22 protein-coding genes are annotated in these 21410 nt (G+C 71.8%); 12 read left to right on the top strand and 10 right to left on the bottom strand.

Going from position 1 to position 21410, the window contains the following annotated elements; all coding sequences use genetic code 11:
- The first annotated feature begins 48 nt into the window (after positions 1-48).
- From ACSMXR_RS09175 to ACSMXR_RS09165, 3 genes are read left to right on the top strand one after another with little or no spacing between them, the layout of a single operon-like run.
- On the top strand, positions 49-909 hold the full coding sequence (locus ACSMXR_RS09175; RefSeq protein ID WP_137235241.1) for a class-II aminoacyl-tRNA synthetase family protein: 861 nt from the start codon (positions 49-51) through the stop codon (positions 907-909).
- A 56-nt stretch (positions 910-965) separates the two neighbouring features.
- Positions 966-1217 carry an acyl carrier protein gene (locus tag ACSMXR_RS09170; RefSeq protein WP_137235240.1) on the top strand — a complete coding sequence of 84 codons (252 nt, stop codon included), beginning with the start codon at positions 966-968 and terminating at the stop codon, positions 1215-1217.
- Positions 1214-1840: a 4'-phosphopantetheinyl transferase family protein gene (locus tag ACSMXR_RS09165; RefSeq protein WP_473171605.1), complete on the top strand. Its 627-nt coding sequence runs from the start codon at positions 1214-1216 to the stop codon at positions 1838-1840. Before ACSMXR_RS09170 ends, ACSMXR_RS09165 begins: the two co-directional genes overlap by 4 nt.
- Here ACSMXR_RS09165 and ACSMXR_RS09160 read toward each other — a convergent pair.
- On the bottom strand, positions 1788-2417 hold the full coding sequence (locus ACSMXR_RS09160; RefSeq protein WP_137235238.1) for a TetR family transcriptional regulator: 630 nt from the start codon (positions 2415-2417) through the stop codon (positions 1788-1790). The two genes, ACSMXR_RS09165 and ACSMXR_RS09160, sit on opposite strands and share 53 nt — an antisense overlap.
- A 267-nt stretch (positions 2418-2684) precedes the next feature.
- On the opposite strand from ACSMXR_RS09160, the gene ACSMXR_RS09155 reads away from it, so the two are divergent.
- From ACSMXR_RS09155 to ACSMXR_RS09145, 3 genes are all read left to right on the top strand, one after another.
- Complete coding sequence (locus tag ACSMXR_RS09155; protein WP_137235237.1) at positions 2685-3998, top strand: glycosyltransferase family 4 protein; 1314 nt, start codon at positions 2685-2687, stop codon at positions 3996-3998.
- A gap of 88 nt (positions 3999-4086) precedes the next feature.
- Entirely contained in the window at positions 4087-4818 is a 732-nt protein-coding gene (locus ACSMXR_RS09150) for a class I SAM-dependent methyltransferase (protein WP_030081035.1), read from the top strand.
- Complete coding sequence (locus ACSMXR_RS09145; protein ID WP_137235236.1) at positions 4815-5888, top strand: glucosidase family protein; 1074 nt, start codon at positions 4815-4817, stop codon at positions 5886-5888. The genes ACSMXR_RS09150 and ACSMXR_RS09145 overlap by 4 nt, the downstream gene beginning before the upstream one ends.
- A gap of 23 nt (positions 5889-5911) precedes the next feature.
- Here ACSMXR_RS09145 and ACSMXR_RS09140 read toward each other — a convergent pair whose 3' ends face one another.
- On the bottom strand, positions 5912-6205 hold the full coding sequence (locus ACSMXR_RS09140) for a hypothetical protein (protein WP_063751842.1): 294 nt from the start codon (positions 6203-6205) through the stop codon (positions 5912-5914).
- A gap of 158 nt (positions 6206-6363) precedes the next feature.
- Between ACSMXR_RS09140 and ACSMXR_RS09135 the strand changes: the two genes are divergently transcribed.
- The 4 genes from ACSMXR_RS09135 to ACSMXR_RS09120 all read left to right on the top strand — a co-directional run bounded on the left by ACSMXR_RS09135 (position 6364) and on the right by ACSMXR_RS09120 (position 10433).
- Entirely contained in the window at positions 6364-6942 is a 579-nt protein-coding gene (locus tag ACSMXR_RS09135; RefSeq protein ID WP_137235235.1) for a hypothetical protein, read from the top strand.
- A 222-nt stretch (positions 6943-7164) separates the two neighbouring features.
- The gene (locus ACSMXR_RS09130; RefSeq protein WP_218527702.1) at positions 7165-7665 is read left to right on the top strand and encodes a hypothetical protein; all 501 of its coding nucleotides are present in this window, start codon (positions 7165-7167) and stop codon (positions 7663-7665) included.
- A gap of 38 nt (positions 7666-7703) precedes the next feature.
- Positions 7704-9554: an FG-GAP-like repeat-containing protein gene (locus tag ACSMXR_RS09125; RefSeq protein ID WP_473171604.1), complete on the top strand. Its 1851-nt coding sequence runs from the start codon at positions 7704-7706 to the stop codon at positions 9552-9554.
- A gap of 99 nt (positions 9555-9653) precedes the next feature.
- Positions 9654-10433 carry a maleylpyruvate isomerase family mycothiol-dependent enzyme gene (locus ACSMXR_RS09120; RefSeq protein ID WP_381908158.1) on the top strand — a complete coding sequence of 260 codons (780 nt, stop codon included), beginning with the start codon at positions 9654-9656 and terminating at the stop codon, positions 10431-10433.
- Between the two features lie 10 nt (positions 10434-10443).
- On the opposite strand, the gene ACSMXR_RS09115 is transcribed toward ACSMXR_RS09120, so the two are convergent.
- From ACSMXR_RS09115 to ACSMXR_RS09085, 7 genes are all read right to left on the bottom strand, one after another.
- Positions 10444-11454 (bottom strand): LLM class F420-dependent oxidoreductase, encoded by a 1011-nt coding sequence (locus ACSMXR_RS09115; protein WP_137235232.1) that lies wholly within the window; start codon positions 11452-11454, stop codon positions 10444-10446.
- A gap of 116 nt (positions 11455-11570) precedes the next feature.
- Entirely contained in the window at positions 11571-12404 is an 834-nt protein-coding gene (locus ACSMXR_RS09110; protein ID WP_364881898.1) for a hypothetical protein, read from the bottom strand.
- Between the two features lie 197 nt (positions 12405-12601).
- Positions 12602-13540, bottom strand: coding sequence for an N-acetylmuramoyl-L-alanine amidase (locus ACSMXR_RS09105; RefSeq protein ID WP_473171603.1), 939 nt, complete (start codon positions 13538-13540; stop codon positions 12602-12604).
- A 68-nt stretch (positions 13541-13608) separates the two neighbouring features.
- Complete coding sequence (locus ACSMXR_RS09100; RefSeq protein ID WP_376187352.1) at positions 13609-14196, bottom strand: class I SAM-dependent methyltransferase; 588 nt, start codon at positions 14194-14196, stop codon at positions 13609-13611.
- A gap of 210 nt (positions 14197-14406) precedes the next feature.
- A complete protein-coding gene (locus ACSMXR_RS09095; protein WP_473171602.1) occupies positions 14407-15714 on the bottom strand; it encodes a M20/M25/M40 family metallo-hydrolase in 1308 nt (435 codons plus the stop codon).
- Positions 15711-17105, bottom strand: a complete 1395-nt coding sequence (locus tag ACSMXR_RS09090) for a cytosine permease (protein WP_473171601.1) — start codon at positions 17103-17105, stop codon at positions 15711-15713. The genes ACSMXR_RS09095 and ACSMXR_RS09090 overlap by 4 nt, the downstream gene beginning before the upstream one ends.
- Positions 17105-18058 carry a DUF1177 domain-containing protein gene (locus tag ACSMXR_RS09085; protein ID WP_137235226.1) on the bottom strand — a complete coding sequence of 318 codons (954 nt, stop codon included), beginning with the start codon at positions 18056-18058 and terminating at the stop codon, positions 17105-17107. Before ACSMXR_RS09085 ends, ACSMXR_RS09090 begins: the two co-directional genes overlap by 1 nt.
- A gap of 147 nt (positions 18059-18205) precedes the next feature.
- On the opposite strand from ACSMXR_RS09085, the gene ACSMXR_RS09080 reads away from it, so the two are divergent.
- Together ACSMXR_RS09080 and pepE are read left to right on the top strand one after the other, a co-directional pair.
- Positions 18206-19033 carry an IclR family transcriptional regulator gene (locus ACSMXR_RS09080; RefSeq protein WP_364881887.1) on the top strand — a complete coding sequence of 276 codons (828 nt, stop codon included), beginning with the start codon at positions 18206-18208 and terminating at the stop codon, positions 19031-19033.
- A 35-nt stretch (positions 19034-19068) separates the two neighbouring features.
- Positions 19069-19797, top strand: coding sequence for a dipeptidase PepE (gene pepE / locus ACSMXR_RS09075; protein ID WP_473171600.1), 729 nt, complete (start codon positions 19069-19071; stop codon positions 19795-19797).
- On the opposite strand, the gene ACSMXR_RS09070 is transcribed toward pepE, so the two are convergent.
- A complete protein-coding gene (locus ACSMXR_RS09070) occupies positions 19760-21307 on the bottom strand; it encodes an MFS transporter (protein ID WP_473171599.1) in 1548 nt (515 codons plus the stop codon). The two genes, pepE and ACSMXR_RS09070, sit on opposite strands and share 38 nt — an antisense overlap.
- Positions 21308-21410: the final 103 nt, after the last annotated feature.

Below are 21410 nucleotides of genomic sequence, written 5' to 3'. Positions count from 1 at the left end.
ATCCGGTGGGTCGCCGATGGCCGTCCCGACCGAGAAAGACGCGGTTTCATGAACACATCCAGCATCACGGCCCTGCCGGGTATCGAGCTGAAGAGCCCCGGTGCCGGGCTGATCACGCTGGACCCGGTCCGCACCGCTCTGCTGCGGGGGCTGGACGATCTGCTGACCGGTCTGGCCGCCCGGCTCTCCGCCCCCGAGGTCGTGGGGCCGCCCCTGCTGTCCGTCGACGGACTGGCACGGCTGGACTTCTTCCGCAACTTCCCCCATCTCGGCGTCTCCGCCGGGCGGTTCGGCCCGGACGCGCTCGACGGGCTGGCCTCCGGCGGCTCGCCCCAGGACCTCCCGCTGCACCCGACCGGCCATGTGCTGCCGTCCGCCACCTGCTACGGCCTGCTGCTCTCCCTGGAGGGCCAGGACGTCGGCGAGGACGGGCTGCGGCTCTCGGCGGTCGGCCGCTGCTTCCGCAACGAGACCCACTACGACGGCCTGCGCCGCCTCTGGGGGTTCCACATGCGTGAGGTGATCTACCTCGGAACCAAGGACGGCGCCTCCGAACACCAGGAACGCGGCGGCGAGTTCATCCAGGAGGTGGCCGGACGGCTCGGCCTGGTCCTGACCCGGGCGGCGGCCGACGACCCGTTCTACGACAACGGGGGATCGCGGGCCCGCCTGATGGCGCTGGACCCGGTGAAGTACGAGTACAGCGCCCCCGACGGCACGGCCATCGGCTCCGTCAACCGGCACCGCAACTTCTTCGGCGAGCGGCTCGGCATCCGCGCCGGCTCGCACGGTCCCGCGTACAGCTCCTGCGTCGCCTTCGGCGTCGAACGCTGGGTGCACGCGATGATCCTCGCCCACGGCACCGCCGAACAGGCCCTGGAGCGGCTCCGGGCCGCCACCGGGTCCTGACGGTCACAGCAGTTACGCCCGGCAGTCACCAGAACAGTCAGAGGAGCGATTCCCCCATGGACCAGGTCTCAGCGTGGCTCCACGAGAAGAACCCTGGCCTCGACGGCCCGATCGGTGTCGACGAGGACCTCATCGAGGCCCGTCTCATCGACTCGATGGACTTCCTGGAGTTCATCGATCTCCTGGAGGAGATCTCCGGCGACAGTATCGACCTGCAAGAAGTCACCATTGACGACTTCCGCACCCTCGCCCGCGTCCAGGAGCGCTTCCTGGGCTCCGTCGGCCGCGCGGAGGTTCCGGCCGGGTGAGCGCGGCCTCCGTCGCGCTGGTCGCCACCACCGCCGAGGTGCTGGCCTGCCCGGAGCTGGACGAGGACATGCTCGCCCCGTGGGAGCGGCGCCGGCTCGCGGCGGTCCGGGTGCCCGCCCGGCGTGCCGATGTCGTGGCGGCCCGGCTGCTGCTGCGGCTGTGCGCCTCCCGGGTCACCGGGCGGCCGCCCCACGAGATGGAGCCCGCCCAGCGCTGCCCCGGGTGCGGGGAGAGCGGACACGGCCGGCCGTATCTGCCGGACCGCCCCGGCCTGGGCGCCAGTCTCAGTCACGCCGACGGGCTGGTCGCCGCGGCGGTCGGGCCGGGCCCGGTCGGCATCGACGTGGAGCCCCTGACCCGGCGGCCGGGGCCCCTGCCCGTACTGCGGCGGCTGCTGCCGGAGGCCGAGGTGGACGCCGCCGGCGCCGGGCCGGACCCCGGCCCGGCGCTGCTGCGGTTGTGGGTCCGGCGGGAGGCGCTGTTCAAGGCCGGGCGGGACGATGTCCCGCTGACCGAGTGGACGGACCATCGCCGGGCGGCCGTGGTGGCGCTCGCGGGCGCCCAGACCCTCAGCCCCGCTCCGGTTCCCGCTCCGGCCGGTCCTGCGCCGTCAGGTCGATGAGGCGGCAGACCGTCTCGATGTCGATCTTCACCTGGGCGATCGAGGCCCGCCCCGACAGCCAGGTGATCAGCGCCGAGTGCCAGGTGTGCTCGATGACCCGGACCGCCGAGAGCTGCTCCGGGGTCGGGTGCTCCAGGCCCATCGCGTCCAGGATGATCGCCGTGGTGAGCCGGGAGACGGTGTCCACCTCGGGGCTCACGCTGCGGTCCGCGAAGGTCAGGGCGCGGACCATGGCGTCCGCGAGGTGCGGTTCGCGTTGCAGCGCGCGGAAGGCGCGCATCAGCGTCTCGGCCACCCGCTGGGCCGCGTCGTCGCCGGCCGGCGGGCGCTTGCGGAGCGTGGTGTGCATGTGCTGGAGCTGGTCCTGCATGGTCGCGACCAGCAGATGGATCTTGGACGGGAAGTAGCGGTAGAGGGTGCCCAGCGCGACCCCGGCGGCCTCGGCCACCTCCCGCATCTGCACCGCCTCGAACCCGCCCCGACTGGCCAGCTGGGCGCTGGCGTGCAGGATGCGGCGGCGACGGGCCTCCTGGCGTTCGGTCAGCGGAGGCGCTGCCGGTCTGGCGTCCGCGGTCATGCTGTCCCCGATCCACGATCCGTGATCCATGGCTTGATACCGCACCCGGACGGACGAAGCGGCCCCGGCCGGGCGCGCACAGCATGCCAGGGCGTCCGTCGTGGCGCGAATCACCTGATCCGGCCGTTCCGCCGACGCTACCTGCCGGTAGATTCGATGCACGTCGAACGATCAAGTCTGCAACATGTTCTATCAAGTCTGAAACTTGTTCTAGATTAGCGCGACCGGTTACGCTCCGGCGAACACGCAGTCAGAAGGGGGCCGAGTGTGACCGCTGAGGCCATAGAGACAGGCCCCCGCACGGGCGACGGCAGCTCCGCCGGGACCGGCGACCGGCCGTTGCGCATCGCACTCCTCACCTACAAGGGCAATCCGTTCTGCGGCGGGCAGGGCGTGTACGTCCGCCACCTCGGCCGCGAGCTCGCCCGGCTCGGCCACAGCGTCGAGGTCATCGGCGCCCAGCCCTACCCGGTGCTCGACGAGGGCGTTCCGCTCACCGAGCTGCCCAGCCTCGACCTCTACCGCCAGCCCGACCCGTTCCGTACGCCGAAGCGCGGCGAGTACCGCGACTGGGTCGACCTGGCCGAGGTCGCCACCATGTGGACCGGCGGCTTCCCCGAGCCGCTCACCTTCAGCCTCCGTGCCCGCCGCCACCTGCTGGCCCGGCGCGGCGAGTTCGACGTCGTCCACGACAACCAGACCCTCGGGTACGGGCTCCTCGGCGACCTCGGGGCGCCGCTGGTGACGACGATCCACCACCCCATCACCGTGGACCGCAGGCTCGACCTGGAAGCCGCCACCAGCCGCCGCCGACGCGCCTCCGTACGCCGCTGGTACGCCTTCACCCGGATGCAGAAGCGGGTCGCCCGCAAGCTGGACACCGTCCTCACCGTCTCCGGCTCCTCCCGCGACGAGATCGTCGAGGACCTCGGCGTACGCAAGGACCGGATCAGCGTCGTCCACATCGGCGCGGACACCGACCTGTGGTCGCCCGACCCCTCCGTCGCCGAGGTGCCCGGCCGTATCGTCACCACCTCCAGCGCCGATGTCCCGCTCAAGGGCCTGGTCCACCTCGTCGACGCGCTCGCCAAGCTCCGTACCGAGAACCCCGACGCCCACCTCGTCGTCGTCGGCAAGCGCGCCGAGGACGGGCCGGTCGCCCGGGCGATCGAGCGGCACGGCCTCGCGGACGCCGTCGAGTTCGTCAAGGGCATCAGCGACGCCGAGCTCGTCGACCTGGTGCGCAGCGCCCAGGTCTCCTGCGTGCCCTCGCTGTACGAAGGCTTCTCGCTGCCCGCCGCCGAGGCCATGGCCACCGGCACCCCGCTCGTCGCCACCACCGGCGGTGCGATCCCCGAGGTCTCCGGCCGCGACGGGGAGACCTGTCTCGCCGTCCCGCCCGGCGACGCGGACGCGCTGGCCGGGGCGCTGGCCCGGCTGCTGGGCGATGCGGAGCTGCGCGCCCGGCTCGGCGCGGCGGGCCGCGCACGGGTGCTGGCCAACTTCACCTGGGCCAGGGCGGCCGCCGGAACCGCCGAGCTGTACCGTCGGGCGATCACCGCCCGCGGAGTCCGCAGGTGACCGTGGACTCCCGGGCGGCCGCGCGCCTCCGGGCGACCGCGGACCCGATCGTCGCAACCCGTACCTCCGACCTCGAAGGCAGGCCCTCGTGCTGACCGTCGACTTCACCCGCTTCCCGCTCGCCGCAGGCGACCGAGTGCTCGACCTGGGCTGCGGTGCCGGCCGGCATGCCTTCGAGTGTTACCGGCGCGGTGCGCAGGTCGTCGCCCTCGACCAGAACGGCGAGGAGATCCGCGAGGTCGCCAAGTGGTTCGCCGCGATGAAGGAGGCCGGCGAGGCCCCCGAGGGCGCCACCGCCACCGCCATGGAGGGCGACGCGCTCAACCTGCCCTTCCCCGACGACTCCTTCGACGTCGTGATCATCTCCGAGGTCATGGAGCACATCCCGGACGACAAGGGCGTCCTCGCCGAGATGGTCCGGGTCCTCAAGCCGGGCGGCCGGATCGCCATCACCGTCCCGCGCTACGGCCCCGAGAAGATCTGCTGGACCCTCTCCGACGCGTACCACGAGGTCGAGGGCGGCCACATCCGCATCTACAAGGCCGACCAGCTCCTCGCCCGCATCCGCGAGGCCGGACTCAAGCCGTACGGCACCCACCACGCCCACGCGCTGCACTCGCCGTACTGGTGGCTGAAGTGCGCCTTCGGCGTGGACAACGACCAGGCGCTGCCGGTGCGCGCCTACCACAAGCTGCTGGTCTGGGACATCATGAAGAAGCCGCTCGCGACCCGGGTCGCCGAGCAGCTCCTCAACCCGGTCGTCGGCAAGAGCTTCGTCGCCTACGCCACCAAGCCGCACCTTCCGAAGGCCGAGGCGTGAGCACTCCCGAACAGACCGAACACCTCGTCCTGCCCGGTGTCCTGACGGCACGTCAGGCGTCCGAGACGGTCGCCGCCCTGCTCGCCGTACAGCGGGAGGACGGGGCGCTGCCGTGGTTCCGGGGCCACCACCTCGACCCGTGGGACCACACCGAGACCGCGATGGCGCTCGACGCGGCCGGCGAGCACGAGGCCGCCGCCCGCGCCTACGACTGGCTCGCCCGCAACCAGAACGCCGACGGCTCCTGGTACGCCGCCTACCACGACGGCGACCCGCAGCAGCCGACCGACCGGGGCCTGGAGAGCAACTTCTGCGCGTACGTGGCCGTCGGCGTCTGGCACCACTACCTCGCCACCGGCGACGACGCGTTCGTCGACCGGATGTGGCCCACGGTCTTCGCGGCCGTCGAGTTCGTCCTCGGCCTCCAGCAGCCCGGCGGGCAGATCGGCTGGAAGCGGGAGCCCGACGGCACGCCCGTGAGCGACGCGCTGCTGACCGGCTCCTCCTCGATCCACCAGGCGCTGCGCTGTGCGCTGGCCATCGCCGAGCGCCGCGAGGAGCCGCAGCCCGACTGGGAGTTGGCGACCGGGGCGCTGGCCCACGCGATCCGCAGTCACCCCGAGCGCTTCCTCGACAAGGGGCGCTACTCGATGGACTGGTACTACCCGGTCCTCGGCGGCGCGGTCACCGGGGCCGAGGCCACCGCCCGCATCCAGGAGGGCTGGGACCGTTTCGTGGTGCCCGGTCTCGGGGTGCGCTGTGTGCTGCCCAACCCCTGGGTGACCGGCGGCGAGAGCTGCGAACTGGCCCTGGCCCTCTGGGTGACGGGGGAGTCGGACCGGGCGCTGGAGATCCTCCAGTCCGTCCAGCACCTGCGCGCCGAGGGCGGGCTGTACTGGACGGGGTACGTCTTCGAGGGCAACCGGGCCTTCTGGCCCGAGGAGCTCACCACCTGGACGGCGGGCTCCCTGCTGCTGGCGGTGGCCGCGCTGGGGGGCGACGAGGCGACCACCGCCGTCTTCGCGGGCGAGCGGCTGCCGGTCGGCCTGGAGCCGGACTGCTGCCGCTGAACACGCCCTGAGGCGGAGCCGGTTCAGCCCCGGCGGAGCCGGCCCGCCACCGCGTGCCCGATGAAGAGGTAGACCGCGGCCGCCAGACCGTAACCGGCCACCACCCGCGCCCACGCCTTGTCGAACGTGAACAGGTCGTACGACCAGCCGGCCAGCCAGCGGGCCGAGTCGTGCACCCACTGCACGAAGTCGTTGCCGCGGTTGGCGTCCAGCAGGTACATCAGGATCCAGAGAATGATGATGAAGGCCAGGATGTCGGCCACGACGGCGATCACACGAGCCGCTGAACTGCTTCCTGAACGGGTTCTGGGAGACATGGAACTCTGGTTGCCGCTTTACGCAGGGTGAAACCCGGACGGCCCGCACCGGGTGGCGACCGAGGGGAGAACGGGCGAGGCTGAACCGGAGTGCCGAGGTCCGTCACTCGCTGTGACATGCCCGGGTTGGCCCGTTCAGTCCGGTCAGGAGGCCCGCCGTGTCCCGTCCCGTACCGCTCCGCCGCACCCTGACCGCGCTGCTGCTGTCCTGCGCCCTTCTGACGGGCGCGACCGCGTGCGGCGACTCCGGAGACTCCGCGGGCGGCAACGCGGCGAGCGCGTCGGCGGCGGCCGACCCCTCCGGCGCCAGCCCTTCGGCCTCCGCCGAGAAGCAGCGGCTCGCCAAGACCCGGTTCGTCGCCAACGCGGGGCTCGCGGCGGGTGCGACGTACCAGTGGATCGTGAAGCCGTACCGCGCCGGAACGTTCAAGAAGGGCGCGGAGGGGCGGCGTATCGCCCTCGTCAAGGCGGGCCTGGCGGGCGGGTTCGCCTACAACCGGCTCAGGGCCGCGGCGGAGAACGCCAAGGGCGACCCGCTGCTGTCGAAGGCCGTCGCCCCGCTCACCGCCGGAATCGAATCGCTCAAGGGGCTGGGGACGAAGCTCCGCAAGGGCGAGGCGGGCGAAGGCGATGTGGGCGCGTTCGAGAGCGTCATCGACAGCATCAAGAACGCCGGCAAGGACGCGGGCGCCGAGGTGAAGGACAAGGTTCCCTCCACCTCCCAGCTGACCGGATAGCGGCTGCGCGGCGATCCGGACAGGGGCGGCGTGAAAGATCCGGGTGACCCTTCGCCCTCGGTCGTGACCATGTGGATGATATGAATATTCGGCTCGGCATGTGAAGTTGACGTGCCGGGTGGACGGTACGTGCCGAGGGGGCCTCGATTTCGGTCGAGCGGCGCATCACTGCTCCCTCGTGCGGCCGTTCCTGTGGCCCGACTACGAGAGGCTGATGAAGCAGTGAGAGCCCGTTCCTTCCTTTCCTCCGCCCTGGCGGCCGCCGCCGTCACCGGAATCGTCCTGGTGGGCGCCCCGTTCGCCGGAGCCGAGCCCGGCGCCCCGGCCGCCGCGGCCGACGAGCTGCCGCCGGTGGCCGTGGAGGACTTCGCCTACCCGGAGGCGGACAAGATCTTCGCCGAGCAGGGCATCCTCCTCAAGCGCGGCGACGGACACATCCTGCTCGCGGACTGCGCGTCCGCCACCGGACTGGTCGAGGTCTTCTCGCGCGAGAAGGGCCGCTTCTGCTTCCGGGTCACCGGCAACAGCGGCTTCCTCTCGCTCGAACTCCCGCAGGTCTACGGGGTCAAGGGCAACGACTACACGCTGCGGGTCGACATGGAGGCCGTGGGCGGCGACGAGGCCTCCTTCGACGTCCCGAAGAACACCTGGACGCCGGTCGGCGAGACCGCCGATCCCGAGAACCGCGACCACACGCTTCTCGAGATCCACGCCACCAAGTAGAGCGCGGTCCGCCCTTCCGTAACCAGCAAGGAATCCTTGTGTCTTCGAGATCTTCCCGCCGTGTGCGGGGTACGGCTCTGTTCGCGGTGGTCGCCGCGGCCGGGGCGATGACCGTCTCCTCTCCCGCCCAGGCCGTCGTCGGTGACGCGGTCGCCGACGGCACGTACGCCTTCACCGCCAAGCTCGACATCGGTGAGGGTGACACGAAGCGTGCCTGCACCGGTTCGCTGGTCGACGCCCAGTGGATCCTGACCGCGAGCAGCTGCTTCGCGGCGGCCGGGCAGCCGGCGTTCCCGCTGCCCGCCGGCGCCCCGGCGCAGAAGACCACGGCGACGATCGGGCGTGCCGATCTGACCGGCACGGGCGGCAAGGTCGTCGAGGTGACCGAGCTGGTTTCGCGCAGTGACCGTGACCTGGTGATGGCCAAGCTGGCCCAGCCGGTCACGGACATCGCGCCGGTCCTGCTCGCGGACTCCGCCCCGGTGGCGGGCGAGAGCCTGCGGGCGGTCGGCTACGGCCGCACCGCCACGTCCTGGGTGCCCGACCGGCTGCACGCGGGCACGTTCGACGTGACCGCGGCCGGTGCGACGACGGTGGCCGTCACCCGCGACGGCGGCGCGATCTGCAAGGGCGACGCGGGCGGGCCCGCCCTGCGCGAGCAGAACGGCGCCGTCCTGCTCGCCGCCGTCCACAGCGCCTCCTGGGGGGCAGGCTGCTTCGGCTCGGACGAGACCCGCGCCGGTGCGGTGGAGTCCCGCACCGACGACCTCACCGACTGGGTCACCCAGGTCCGCGGACTGCCCGGGGAGTCCCAGGTCGCCTCCGGCGACTTCAACGGCGACGGCCGCGAGGACATCGCCGCGTTCTACGACAACGGCCCCTCCGTCGAGGGCAAGAACCGGGCCTCGCTCTTCGCCTTCTACAGCGACGGAACCGGCTTCGGCGAGCCCAAGCGGGTCTGGAGCACCCCGGGTGGCTTCACCTGGAGCAAGAGCCAACTGACCTCCGGTGACTACACCGGCGACGGCAAGGACGACCTCGCGGTCCTCTACGACTCCGGCTCCTCCGACACCGGCGCCATCACCTCGCTGTACACCTTCACCAGCACCGGCACCGGCTTCAGCGCGCCGAAGCAGACCTGGACCACGCCGGGCGGCTTCACCTGGAGCAAGAGCAAGGTCACCTCGGGCGACTACAACGGCGACGGCAAGGACGACGTCGCCGTCTTCTACGACTCCGGCTCCTCCGACACCGGCCGGGTCTCCTCGCTCTACACCTTCACCAGCACCGGCACCGGCTTCGCCAACCCGCGCAAGACCTGGACCACCCCCGGCGGCTTCACCTGGGCGGCCGGCCAGGTCACCTCCGGCGACTACAACAAGGACGGCAAGGACGACATCGCCGTCCTCTACAACAACGGCACATCGGCGGACGGCAAGTTCATCTCGTCGCTGTACACCTTCGACAGCACCGGCACCGCCTTCGCCAACCCGCGCAAGACCTGGACCAGCAGCGGCTCCTTCAACTGGAACGCCACCAAGCTGACGTCCGGCGACTACAGCGGCGACGGCCGGGACGACATCGCCGTCCTCTACAACCGGGGCACCACCGAGGCGGGCGTGCACCAGTCCGCGCTCTTCACCTTCGCGAGCACCGGCACGGGCTTCGCCGCGCCCCGCGAGGTGTGGACCAGCACCGGATCCTTCTCCTGGGCCGCGAGCCAGCCCGTGTCCGGCGACTTCGACAAGGACGGCAAGGCCGACGTCGGTGTCCTCTACCGCGCCGGAACCACCGTCGACGGCCGGCGCATCGACTCGCTGTTCTCGTTCACCAGCACCGGAACCGGAGTCAGGGCGCCGGTGAAGCACTGGACCGGCAGCGTCGTCTGACCGGCCGGCCGCACAGGGCGGGCCGGACCGGCCGGACCGCCCCCTGACCGGCGGAAATCCGGGTGATCGACCCGGGCTCCGCCGGTTAGGGTGCGCCGCATGACGCCTCTCTCCCACGACCGTTACTGCGACGAGATCCTGGCCCAGACCGACGCCCTGCGCGCCGTGCTGACCGGCGCCGACCTCACCGCGACCGTCCCCACCTGTCCCGACTGGACCCTGCGGGAGCTCGCCGTGCACGTCGGCGGCGCGCACCGCTGGGTCGGCGAGATCGTCCGCGGCCGGGCCGCCGACGAGGTTCCGGAGGACAGGGTGCCCGGCTTCGCGGGGCCGGGGAGCGACGGCCCGGCCGCACTCGACGCCTGGCTCGCCGAGGGCGCCGCCGCCACCGTGGCGGCGCTGCGGGAAGCCGGGCCGGACACCGAGGTGTGGACGTGGGTGACCGAGCGGCGCACGGCCTTCTGGGCGCGGCGCATGACGCACGAGACGGCGGTGCACCGGGCGGACGCGGCGCTCGCCGCCCGCGCCCCGTACACCGTCGACGCCGAGGTGGCCGCCGACACCATCGAGGAGTGGCTGGGCATCGTCTCGCTGGCCCAGGAGCAGGGCGACCCGGAGGCCGCCGAACTGCGCGGCGGCGGGCGTTCCTTGCATCTGCACGCCACCGATGTGCCCGGCGCGGAGTGGCTGATCGAGTTCGGCGAGGACCGCTTCACCTGGCGGCACGCGCACGGGAAGGCCACGGTCGCCCTGCGCGGATCGCTCACCGATCTGATGCTCGTCTTCAACCGCCGCCTGGAGCCCACCAGTTCACGGGTGGAGGTGCTCGGCGACGCGGCACTGCTGGACTTCTGGCTGGACCGCTCCTCGTTCGGCTGAACCGCCCGTCCTAGGCGTTGAGTTCCGCCAGGACCCGCAGCGTGTGCGGGTCCGGGGCGGTGACCAGCAGATCCGTCACCGGGCCCTTGCGCCACAGCTCCAGCCGCTCCGCGATACGGGCGCGCGGCCCGATCAGCGAGATCTCGTCGGCGAACGCGTCCGGCACCGCCCGTACCGCCTCCTCCTTGCGGCCCTGCAGGAACAGCTCCTGGATCCGCCGGGCCTCCTCCTCGAACCCCATCCGGGCCATCAGGTCCGCGTGGAAGTTGCGGGCCGCGTGACCCATCCCGCCGATGTAGAAGCCGAGCATCGCCTTCACCGGCCACAGCCCCTCGGCCACGTCCTCGCAGACGTGCGCACGGGCCATCGGCGCGATCATGAAGCCGTCCCGGAGCCCGGCGAGGGAGGCCCCGTAGACGTCCGTGCGCAGCGGCGACCAGTACAGCGGCAGCCAGCCGTCCGCGATCCGAACCGTCTGCGCGATGTTCTTCGGACCCTCCGCGCCCAGCAGGACCGGGAGCGAGGCACGCAGCGGGTGCGTGATCGGCTTCAGCGGCTTGCCGAGACCGGTGGCGTCCGGGCCGGTGTACGGGTGGGAGTGGAAGCGGCCCGCCAGCTCGACCGGGGCCTGCCGCGCCAGCACCTGCCGGATCACCTCGACGTACTCGCGGGTCGCGGTCAGCGGGCTCCGGGGGAACGGCCGCCCGTACCACCCCTCCACCACCTGCGGCCCGGACAGGCCGAGGCCGAGCAGCATCCGGCCGCCGGAGAGATGGTCCAGGGTCAGCGCGTGCATGGCCGTCGCGGTGGGCGTACGGGCCGCCATCTGGACGATGCCGGTGCCCAGCCGGATCCGTGAGGTGTGGGCGGCGATCCAGGTCAGCGGTGTGAAGGCGTCCGAGCCCCAGGCCTCCGCCGTCCACACCGAGTCGTAGCCGAGCCGCTCGGCCTCCTGGACCAGGGCGAGCTGTCCGGGATCCGGGCCGCGGCCCCAGTAACCGAGCGCGAGTCCGAGCCGCATTCCGTTCCCTCCAGCCGTAACTGACGAAGCGTCAGGCAAGGGTGTGAGGGTTGGACTGTACGACAACGGCCCCCCGCCCGGAAGGGCGAGGGGCCGCGGCGTTCGTGCGTACGGGATCAGCCGCGCTGGATGCCCGTGGTGTCCTGGAGGACGCCACGACGGCCGTCCTGCGTCTGGGCCACGAGGCTCTGGCCGCGCTGCTCCACCGCGAGGTACCAGGTGCCCGGCGCCAGCTCGGCGATCGGGTTCGGCGAACCGTCCTCGCCGTACAGCGGACGCGCCACCGGAACGGCGAACCAGAACGGGGTGAAGTCGCCCGCCGGGGCCGCGCCGCCCGGCGCGGGCTGCTGGGCCTGGGCCTGCGCCTGGTCGGCCGGGGCGGGCTGGCCCTGCTGGGGCGCGCCCGGGTAGCCGTAACCCTGGCTCGGCTGGGCACCGTACGGCGGCTGCTGCGCGCCCGGGTAGCCGTAGCCCTGGCCGGGCTGGGCGCCGAACTGGGGCTGTCCGCCCTGCGCCGGGGCGGCGGGGCTGAGCAGCGGGGCCTTGAGCGCGGGGACCAGCGGACCGGCGACCGTGGCGCCGGCCAGCACGAGGGCGGCCAGCAGGCCGAGGATCAGGCCCGCGCCGGCGTCGCTGACGTCGAGGATCGTCCAGAACACGGTCCACAGCGCGAAGACGGTCAGCGCCACACCGAACTGGCCGATGTCGAGCCCGGCGACCTTGCGGCCCGGCATGGCCCGCCCGAGGATCACCAGCGCCGCGCCGATGACACCGGCGAGGTAGATGCTCATCAGGAAGGTCAGGGAGTCCCAGGCGTTCGTGCTGAACCGGGAGCAGTCGACGCCCTGCGGGCAGTTGTAGCCGGAGAGGTCGAGGAAAGAGGCGATGAACAGCACGACCGCTGCTCCGATCACCACGCCGTCGCCTCGAGTGAGGGAGCGGATATTCACGTGAAGGTCCTTAGTCGGTCGTCTCGTCGGGGCGGTCGTCGTTGCCGCCTGTGCGGCGGTACGGCGTGAAGCTCGGGAGCGGCTCCCCATCGTACGGATGAATCTATCGTCTGCCCGGGCGGGTTGCGTCCCTGCCCGAATCATGAGCTGCTATCCCCCCAAATATCACCCATCACTCATCACGAGCTGCCGCAGAGCTACCCCTTCAGGTAGCTGCTAATGCCGTCCGCCAGCCCTTGGGCCGCCTTCTGCCGCCAACTCGCGCTGGTGAGCAGGGCGGCGTCCTTCGGATCACGCATATTGCCGCATTCGACGAACACCTTGGGCACGGTCGATAGATTCAGTCCGCCGAGATCATTACGCGTGTCCAGACCGCTATTTCCGCCGATGTAATTGGAGGGCGCGCTTCCGGTCGTGCGGACGAAGTGTCCGGCGATCCGGGCGCCGAGATCTGCCGAACTCTTCACGATCTTCGAGGTGTCGGACCCGCCGCCCTTCACCGCCGCGGGCAGGATCACATGGAAGCCCCGGTTGCCCACGGCCGATCCGTCGGCGTGCACCGAGACCACCGCGTCGGCCTTCGCCTCGTTCCCGATCCGGGCCCGCTCGTCGATGCACGGCCCGAACGGCCGGTCCGCGTCGTGCGTCAGCCGGACCCGGGCGCCCTCCGCCTCCAGCAGGGTGCGCAGCCGGTGGGAGACGTCGAGGGTGAACCGGGCCTCCGCGTAACCGTCGTTCGTGGACGTACCGGTCGTATCGCACTCCTTGCGGCCGGTGCCGATGTCGACCTGCCGGTTGATCTCCCGGGTGTGATCGCGGTTGCCCGGATTGTGCCCCGGGTCGATCACCACGGTCCGGCCGGTCAGCGGGCCCTTCGGCAGCGGTCGCGCGGAGGCGGATCCGGACGGGGTGGCCCCGGCTTCGGTGGATCCGGACGGTTCCGGCTGCCGGTCGCCCGGCGTCGCCGCCGTCGGGGACGCGCCGCCCGCGCCCGGTCGGGGCGCGGCCGCACCGGCCTCGTCGGCTTCCGGACCGCCACCGCATCCGGCGGCGGTCAGGCATACGGCGGCCAGCGCGGCGGCCACGGACAGGGGCCGGGCGCGGCGGGCGGTGGGAGGGCTGTCGTCGTACGGCACGCGGCGATGCTACCCACCCGGCCGGCCGGGCGGCCCGGATCCCGGTGCCCGTACGGCGACCGGGCGGCTCAGATCCCGGTGCCCGTACGGCGCAGCACGCGCAGCGAGTCCGTCACCGACACCTCGGTGAACGCCCCGGAGGCCAGGGCGCGCCGATAGATCCGGTACGGGGCCTGCCCGCCGTCGGCCGGGTCCGGGAACACGTCGTGGATCACCAGCAGTCCGCCTTCGGCGACATGCGGGGCCCAGCCCTCGTAGTCCGCGTTCGCGTGCTCGTCGGTGTGCCCGCCGTCGATGAAGACGAGCCCGAGCGGTCCGCGCCACACGGCGGCGACCTGCGGCGAGCGGCCGACGAGCGCCACCACGTGGTCCTCCAGACCGGCCCGGCGCAGGGTGCGGCGGAACGTCGGCAGCGTGTCCATCAGCCCGACCTCCGGGTCCACCACGCTCGGGTCGTGGTACTCCCAGCCGGGCTGCTGCTCCTCGCTGCCCCGGTGATGGTCGACCGTGAGCGCGCTCACCCCGGCCGCCCGCGCCGCGTCCGCGAGCAGGATGGCGGAGCGCCCGCAGTACGTGCCCACCTCCAGCAGCGGCAGCCCGAGCGCACCGGCTTCGGTGGCGGCGGCGTACAGCGCGAGCCCTTCGTGGACCGGCATGAAGCCCTTGGCGGCCTCGAACGCGGCGAGGATCTCCGGTTCGGGCCCGGCAGAGAACGCGGCGGCGGTCACGGGGTTCCTCCAGGTGGGGCGGGGTGCGATCGACGGCGACCCATCGTGCCGTACGCCCCCGCCGAAGGGATCGGCGGGGGCGTACGCGGGGTGAGCCCGGGTCCGGGCGGCCCCCCGGCGGAACCGTCGACCCGAGGGTCAGCAGCTCTGCCAGAGGCGGGTCATGACGCGGACGCCGAAGCGCAGGCCCTCCAGCGGGACGCGCTCGTCCACGCCGTGGAAGAGGCGGCCGTAGTCCAGGTCGTGCGGGAGCTTCAGGCCCTTGAAGCCGAAGCAGCGGATGCCCAGGCGGGTGAAGGCCTTGGCGTCGGTGCCGCCCGGGTTGCAGTACGGGACGGGGTGGCCGTCCGGGTCCTCGGCGCGTACGGCGTCGCACATCGCGTCGACCAGCGGGCCGTCGAACGTCGTCTCCATCGCGATGTCGTGGTTGACCCACGTACGGCTGACGGAGGGGAGCAGCAGCCGGTCGATCGTGTCGATCAGTTCCTGCTCATGACCGGGGAGGAAACGGCCGTCGACGCGGGCGGTGGCCTTCCCGGGGATGACGTTGGTCTGGTAGCCGGCGGTGAACATGGTGGGGTTCGCCGAGTTGCGGAGCACCACCTGCATGAAGTCCGCGACCGGTCCCAGCCCGGCCAGGGTGGCCTCGATGTCGTTCTCGTCGAACGCGACGCCGTAGAGCCGGGCGGCCTCCTCCAGCAGGGCGCGGACCGGTTCGATCAGCCGGATCGGGAAGGTCTCGCGGCCGATCCGGGTGAGGGACTCGGCGAGGTCGGTGACCGCGTTCTCGTCGTTGGGCGACGAGCCGTGGCCGGCCCGGCCGTTGGCGGTGAGCTCCATCCAGGCCATGCCGCGCTGGGCGTTCTCGATCGGGTACAGCCGGCGTGTGTCGTCGATGGCGAAGGAGAAGCCGCCGCCCTCGCCGATCGCCTCGGTGACCCCGGAGAAGAGGTCGGGCCGGTGCTCGACCAGCCAGTGGGCGCCGAACTTTCCGCCCGCCTCCTCGTCGGCGAGGAAGGCGAGCACCACGTCGCGGGCCGGCTTCGTGCCGGTGCGGGCGAAGTGCCGGGCGGTGGCGAGCATGACCGCCACCGTGTCCTTCATGTCGATCGCGCCCCGGCCCCAGAGGTAGCCGTCGCGGATCTCGCCGGAGAACGGCGGGACCTGCCATTCGGAGGCGTCGGCGGGGACGACGTCCAGATGGCCGTGGACCAGCAGGGCCCCGCGGGCGGGATCGGACCCGGCGATCCTGGCGATGACGCTGGCCCGGCCCGGGGCGGACTCGACCAGTGCGGAGGCGATGCCCACCTCGGCGAGGCGGTCCACCACCCACTCGGCTGCGGCGCGCTCGTCGCTGGTCGGGTTGGAGGTGTCGAACCGGATCAGTTCGGCGCAGAGGTCCACGACCTCGCTCTGGGCCTGCTCGGAGGCGGGGGTGAGGGTCATGCTGCTCCTGCCGGAGTGGTCGCGCGGGCGGCGGGGGCGGAGGCGGTCTCCTCCCCGTCGTCCAGGGTGGAGGTGCCGTACGGCCTGACCCAGCCCAGCAGGCCGAGGACGCAGTAGAGCAGGAAGGCGGTGGCCAGCGAGTTGAGGGCCGGGATGCCGCCGTCGTAGAACTTGCCGACGCAGAAGGCCACGATCCAGATGGCCAGGGACATCGGCACCCAGGTGGGCGAGGTCGGGGGCAGCGTCTCGGCCTCACGGGTGTCGTCCAGCGGCTTGCGCATCCGCTTCACGACCCAGTACTCGGCGACGATGATGCCGCCGATCGGCGGGATCATCACCCCCAGCAGGGAGAGGAACTCCGTGAAGTGGGTCATGATGCCGACCGCGGACAGGAGCGTGCCGGCGATGCCGAGGACGACGGTGACCACGCCGCGGTGCAGCCGCTTGCGGAAGACGACCTGGAAGAAGTTGACGACGCCGAGCGAGGAGCCGTACAGGTTCCAGTCGTTGATCTTCGCGGTGGACATCAGGACCACCATCACACCGAAGGCGCCCGAGGCGGAGAGCACGATGTGGGACACGTCGTTGGACTTCACCAGGTGACCGAGCAGCACACCGACCATGCCGACGATGTACTCGGAGAGGATCATCGAGGAGGCGCTCTGCACGAAGACGTGCGAGCCCTTCCTGTTGTAGCGGGTCATCTCCGGGGAGACGATCGCGCCGGTCATGTAACCGCCCGCGATGGCGGTGGCGGCGACGGCCAGCGGGATCGCCTCGCCGGGCGGCGGCGAGCTGATCAGCTCGCTGATCGAGTGGTCGTTGAGGGTCGTGACGATCGACCAGGCGACCATGCCGAAGAACAGCGGGGTGACGATCTTGGCGAACAGGGCCATGTACCGGAAGCCGAAGATCACCAGGCCGGTGATGGCGACGCCCGCGATCACGCACCACATCCAGGACGGTCCGCCGACCAGCGCCGAGACGCTGTTGCCGAAGATCGTGTTCTGGACGCCGAACCAGCCGACCAGACTGACCGCGATGACGAAGCTGACCAGCGCCGAACCGTTGCGGCCGAAGCCCGTCCAGCGGGTGAGCATCGGGGTCGCCAGACCCTCGCGCATACCGGCCAGACCGATCGCGAAGATCACGATCTCCAGGATCACCGCGCCGAGCGTGAAGGCGAGGAAGGCGTCCCCGAAGGTCATGCCGACGCCGATGGTGGCGCCCAGCGTGAACTGGGAGATCGAGCCGGACTGGGCCAGCCACTGCAGGAGCATGGACCAGAAGCCGAAGCGCTTGTCGCGCGGGACCCGCGAGAGAGAGTAGTCGTCGCTGCCGATGCTCTTGACCTCGGGGGCCGTGGCGTCGGCCCGGTGGGCGGATGCCATCAGGACTCCTGGGGGGTGCGGCCGAGGGTCTGGAGGTGAGCCAGCGACCCGTAGCGGTGGACGAGGTTGTCGAACTCCACCGCGTCGTGGAAGTCCAGGCTCCCGGCGCCGAAGCCCTTGGCGACCTCGACGGCGTAGCGGGCGGCGGACGCGATGTCGCTCTCGTGACTCGCGCCCGTCTGGCAGCCCGGTACCGCGGCGGCCGAGGTGACCGCGAGACCGACGACCGGGGCGGCGGTCGCGGTGGCGGGCTGGAGGATCGAATTGATGTGGTGTGCACCGTTACCGTACGGCGTGATGTCCTGGGTGGTCACCGGGTATGTGACCAACGGCTCACCGGTCACCACGGCCAGCAGCTCGCCGAGCTGCTCGCTGACCCGGAGCACCCAGCCCTCCTTGACGGTGGGCGACAGGGCCAGACCCTTGTGGTTGATGATCCGGTTGCCCTTGGTGGTGTCGATGGAGAGCACGGCCTCCATGTCGGCGGTCACCTCGTGCCGGTTCATCGTGGCGATGTCCACGGGCGAGCCCATGAACGGCACCGGGTCGTGCGGCTCGGTCGGCGCGTCCGGGCAGATGTGGGTGGCGACGACCACGTCGCCGGGCAGCACATCGCCGCGGCGGCGCATGTCGAGCAGCTTGGCCGCGGTGGCGAGGGCGGCGGCCGCGCCGTCGGCGTCGGAGACCAGACCGGTCACCCCGGGCCGGGCGCCGATACCGCCGAGCCGGCCCACCACACCGAGGGTGCGGGCGCTGCCGCCGGACGTCCGGCCGCGGGAGCCGGGGATGCGGACGAGCACGAAGTCCGTCGAGCCCCGGTCACCCGTGACGGTGGTGACCTGCGCGGACGAGCCCTCGGCCCCCGCTGCGGCGTCGAGGTGCTCGACGACCGTCTTGCCAGTGACCTGGGGATCGTCCAGCAGCTCGACGATGTCCAGTACGTACTTCAACATGGGGGCATTTCTCCTGATCCTGACACCCGCCCGGCGCTCGACGGGGAGAGCGCGGGGCGGGGTGCTGAGGCAACATTCGGGATCGGATAGCGTTGAGCGCAACTGTTTCCCGTTATTTGCAATTCCGGTCTGAATGGTGAGATGACGATGGCCGTATTCGATCTGGACCGGCGTACGCCCGCCGGGGCGCTGCAGACCGTCGACCGGGCGCTCCTGGTCCTGCTCGCCTTCGAGCGCACCCGGCCCGACTGGGGCGTCACCGAGGTCGCCGAGGAGTTCGGCTGGGACACCTCCGTCGCCCAGCGACTGCTCGCCACCCTGGCCGGCCGGGGCTTCCTGGTCTCCGACCCGGCCACCCGCCGCTACCGCATCGGCCCCGCCGTACTGCGGCTCGGCCGGCTCTGGGAGCGCTCGGGCTCACTGGAGCTGCTGGCCGGTCCGGTGCTGGAGGAGCTGCGCCGGACCACCGGCGACACGGTCCTGTTCTGCCTGCCCGACAACTTCCACATGCGCTGCGTGGCCGCCGAGGAGGGCGAGACCGGACCGCTGCGCTACTACCCGCTGGTCGGCGAGCTCTATCCGGCGCACGCGGGGGCGACCAGCAAGTCGTACTACGCCTATCTGCCCGACGAGCAGCGCCACCGGCTCTTCCGGGGCCGCCCCATGGCACGCTTCACGGACCGCACCGTCACCGAACCGGACCTGCTGGAAAGGGAGTTCATGAAGATCCGGGCCCAGGGCTACGCCTGGACGGTCGGCGAGTACGACACCGGCATCGCCACCGTCGCCGTACCGGTCTTCCTGGGGCGCGAGCCGTACGGAAGTCTCAGCCTCGGCGGCGGGGAGGACCGGTTCCAGGGGGCGCCCGAGGACCGGCTGGACGCGCTGCGCCACGCGGCCCAGCTGCTGGAGCAGCGCCTCACCCACCCGCCGCAGCGGCCGAAGTCCCGCGCCCGGCAGCCCCGCACCACCTGACCGACCCGATCCGCCCGACGTATCCGAGGAACCCCGTGAATCTGCTTCTGCTCTCCAACTCCACCCAGTACGGCTGCGGTTACCTGGAACACGCCCTGGACACCGTCGCCGCGTTCCTTCCCACGGACGCGCGACTCGCCTTCGTCCCGTACGCGCTCGCCGATCACACCGCGTACACCGCCCGGGTCCGCGAGGCCCTGGAGCCGTCCGGGATCACCGTGCGCGGCGTCCACGAGAACGCCGACCCGGTCGCCGAACTCGCCGCGTCCGACGCCGTGTTCATCGGCGGCGGCAACTCCTTCCGGCTGCTCGCCGCCCTCTACCGCACCGGTCTGCGCGAGGCCGTGCGCGACGCGGTACGGGACGGGCTGCCCTACATGGGCGCGAGCGCGGGGACCAACATGGCCGCCCCGACCCTGCGCACGTCCAACGACATGCCCATCGTGCAGCCGCCGTCCTTCGAGACGCTGGGCCTGGTCCCGTTCCAGATCAACCCGCACTATCTGGACCCGGACCCGGCCAGCACCCACAAGGGCGAGACCCGCGAGGAGCGGCTCACCGAATTCCTGGAGGAGAACGACGTGCCCGTGCTCGGGCTGCGCGAGGGCTCCTGGCTCCGCGTCGACGGGGACCGGGCCCACGTCCAGGGCGGCCGCCCCGCCCGGCTGTTCACCCGCGCGGCCGAGCCTCAGGAGCTCCTGCCGGGGTCCGACGTGTCCGGGCTGCTCACGACGGCGCCGCGGTTCGACGCTCCGGTGCGCTGACCGCGGCCTGTGCGCCGTCCGCGGTCGGTGCGTGCTCCGCGGTCCGTGCGTCCTCCGCGCTGCTCGCCAGGAGCACGGGGTGCGCGGAGGGCCGCTGCGCGGGCAGGAACGCCGCCAGCACCAGGCCGATCAGCACCGCGCCCGTGGCGATCAGGAACGAGATCCGGAACCCCTCCATCGACGGCACCTGGGCCGAGCCCATCGTCACGGAGGTGTTGGCCAGCACCATGCCGATGACCGCGCTCGACACCGAGGTGCCGATCGAGCGCATCAGCGTGTTGAGGCCGTTGGCCGCGCCGGTCTCCGACGGGTCGACTGCCCCGATGATCAGGGCGGGCAGCGAGGAGTAGGCGAGTCCGATCCCGGCGCCGAGCACCACCGCGATCAGCACGGTCTGCCAGGCGGCGGAGAGCAGCCCGAGCCCGGCCCCGTAACCGACCGCGATGACCAGCATGCCGAGCATCAGCGTGGTCTTGGGGCCGCGGCGGGCCGAGATCCGGGCGTAGAGCGGGGCGACGAACATCATCGTCACGCCCAGCGGGGCCACGCAGAGCCCGGCGATCACCATGGACTGCCCGAGGCCGTAACCGGTGGACGTGGGCAGCTGGAGCAGCTGCGGCAGGACCAGCGAGACCGCGTAGAAGGCCACGCCGACCATGATCGAGGCGAGGTTGGTGAGCAGCACCTCGCGACGGGCGGTGGTGCGCAGATCGACGAGCGGCGCCGGGGTGCGGAGTTCGAACCGGCCCCACAGCAGCAGGGTGGCGGCGGACGCGGCGAGCAGGCCGAGGGTCGGGGCCGAGGTCCAGCCCCAGTCGCCGCCCTTGGTGACCGGCAGCAGCAGAAGCACCAGGCCGAGCGAGAGCCCGAGGGCGCCGACGACGTCGAAGGTTCCGGGGGCGCGCAGCGGCGGCTCGGGGACGAGGGTGTACGTGAGCACCATCGCGAGGACGCCGAGACCGGCCGAGCCGAGGAACAGCGCGTGCCAGTCGGCGTGCTGGGCGACCAGTGCGGCGGCGGGCAGCGCGAGGCCGCCGCCCACCCCGATCGAGGAGCTCATCAGAGCCATCGCCGAACCGAGCTTCTCGCGCGGCAGCTCGTCGCGCATGATGCCGATGCCGAGCGGAATGGCGCCCATCGCGAAGCCCTGGAGCGCACGGCCGGTGATCATCACGACCAGGTCGTCGGTGGACGCGCAGATCAGCGAGCCGACCACCATGACGGCCAGCGAGGCGAGCAGCATCCGCCGCTTACCGTGGAGATCGCCGAGCCGCCCCATGATCGGCGTCGAGACGGCGCCCGCGAGCAGGGTGGCGGTCATCACCCAGGTGGCATTGGCCGGGTCGGTGCTCAGCAGGACCGGCAGGTCCTTGATGACCGGGACCAGCAGCGTCTGCATGACCGCGACGGTGATACCCGCGAAGGCGAGGACGGGCACGATCGGTCCTGAGCGCGGTTTTCGCGGCTCGGGAAGGTCCTCCGCGTGCCGTATCCGTTGCGTCCTTCGCATGCGTGGGGCCTCCCGGGCAGCCGTCGATCACCCGGGCTCCCCCCAAGTGCATGCAGGGTGAACGCTTCTGGGTGGCGGTGGTATTCCGGTTCTGATCCGGCAG

The organism is Streptomyces sp. DSM 106670 (genome assembly GCF_055792845.1).
The sequence above is the reverse complement of the archived record's forward strand: the minus strand, read 5'-3'. Positions and strand labels throughout refer to the sequence as shown.

Bases quoted from the DNA above. Each gene is read 5' to 3' on its own strand.
- ACSMXR_RS09175 (WP_137235241.1), top strand. From the start codon at position 49: ATGAACACATCCAGCATCACGGCCCTGCCGGGTATCGAGCTGAAGAGC.
- ACSMXR_RS09170 (WP_137235240.1), top strand. From the start codon at position 966: ATGGACCAGGTCTCAGCGTGGCTCCACGAGAAGAACCCTGGCCTCGAC.
- ACSMXR_RS09160 (WP_137235238.1), bottom strand. From the start codon at position 2,417: ATGACCGCGGACGCCAGACCGGCAGCGCCTCCGCTGACCGAACGCCAG.
- ACSMXR_RS09140 (WP_063751842.1), bottom strand. From the start codon at position 6,205: ATGTCTCCCAGAACCCGTTCAGGAAGCAGTTCAGCGGCTCGTGTGATC.
- ACSMXR_RS09120 (WP_381908158.1), top strand. From the start codon at position 9,654: ATGACGCCTCTCTCCCACGACCGTTACTGCGACGAGATCCTGGCCCAG.
- ACSMXR_RS09115 (WP_137235232.1), bottom strand. From the start codon at position 11,454: ATGCGGCTCGGACTCGCGCTCGGTTACTGGGGCCGCGGCCCGGATCCC.
- ACSMXR_RS09100 (WP_376187352.1), bottom strand. From the start codon at position 14,196: ATGCCGGTCCACGAAGGGCTCGCGCTGTACGCCGCCGCCACCGAAGCC.
- ACSMXR_RS09095 (WP_473171602.1), bottom strand. From the start codon at position 15,714: ATGACCCTCACCCCCGCCTCCGAGCAGGCCCAGAGCGAGGTCGTGGAC.
- ACSMXR_RS09090 (WP_473171601.1), bottom strand. From the start codon at position 17,105: ATGGCATCCGCCCACCGGGCCGACGCCACGGCCCCCGAGGTCAAGAGC.
- ACSMXR_RS09085 (WP_137235226.1), bottom strand. From the start codon at position 18,058: ATGTTGAAGTACGTACTGGACATCGTCGAGCTGCTGGACGATCCCCAG.
- ACSMXR_RS09080 (WP_364881887.1), top strand. From the start codon at position 18,206: ATGGCCGTATTCGATCTGGACCGGCGTACGCCCGCCGGGGCGCTGCAG.
- ACSMXR_RS09070 (WP_473171599.1), bottom strand. From the start codon at position 21,307: ATGCGAAGGACGCAACGGATACGGCACGCGGAGGACCTTCCCGAGCCG.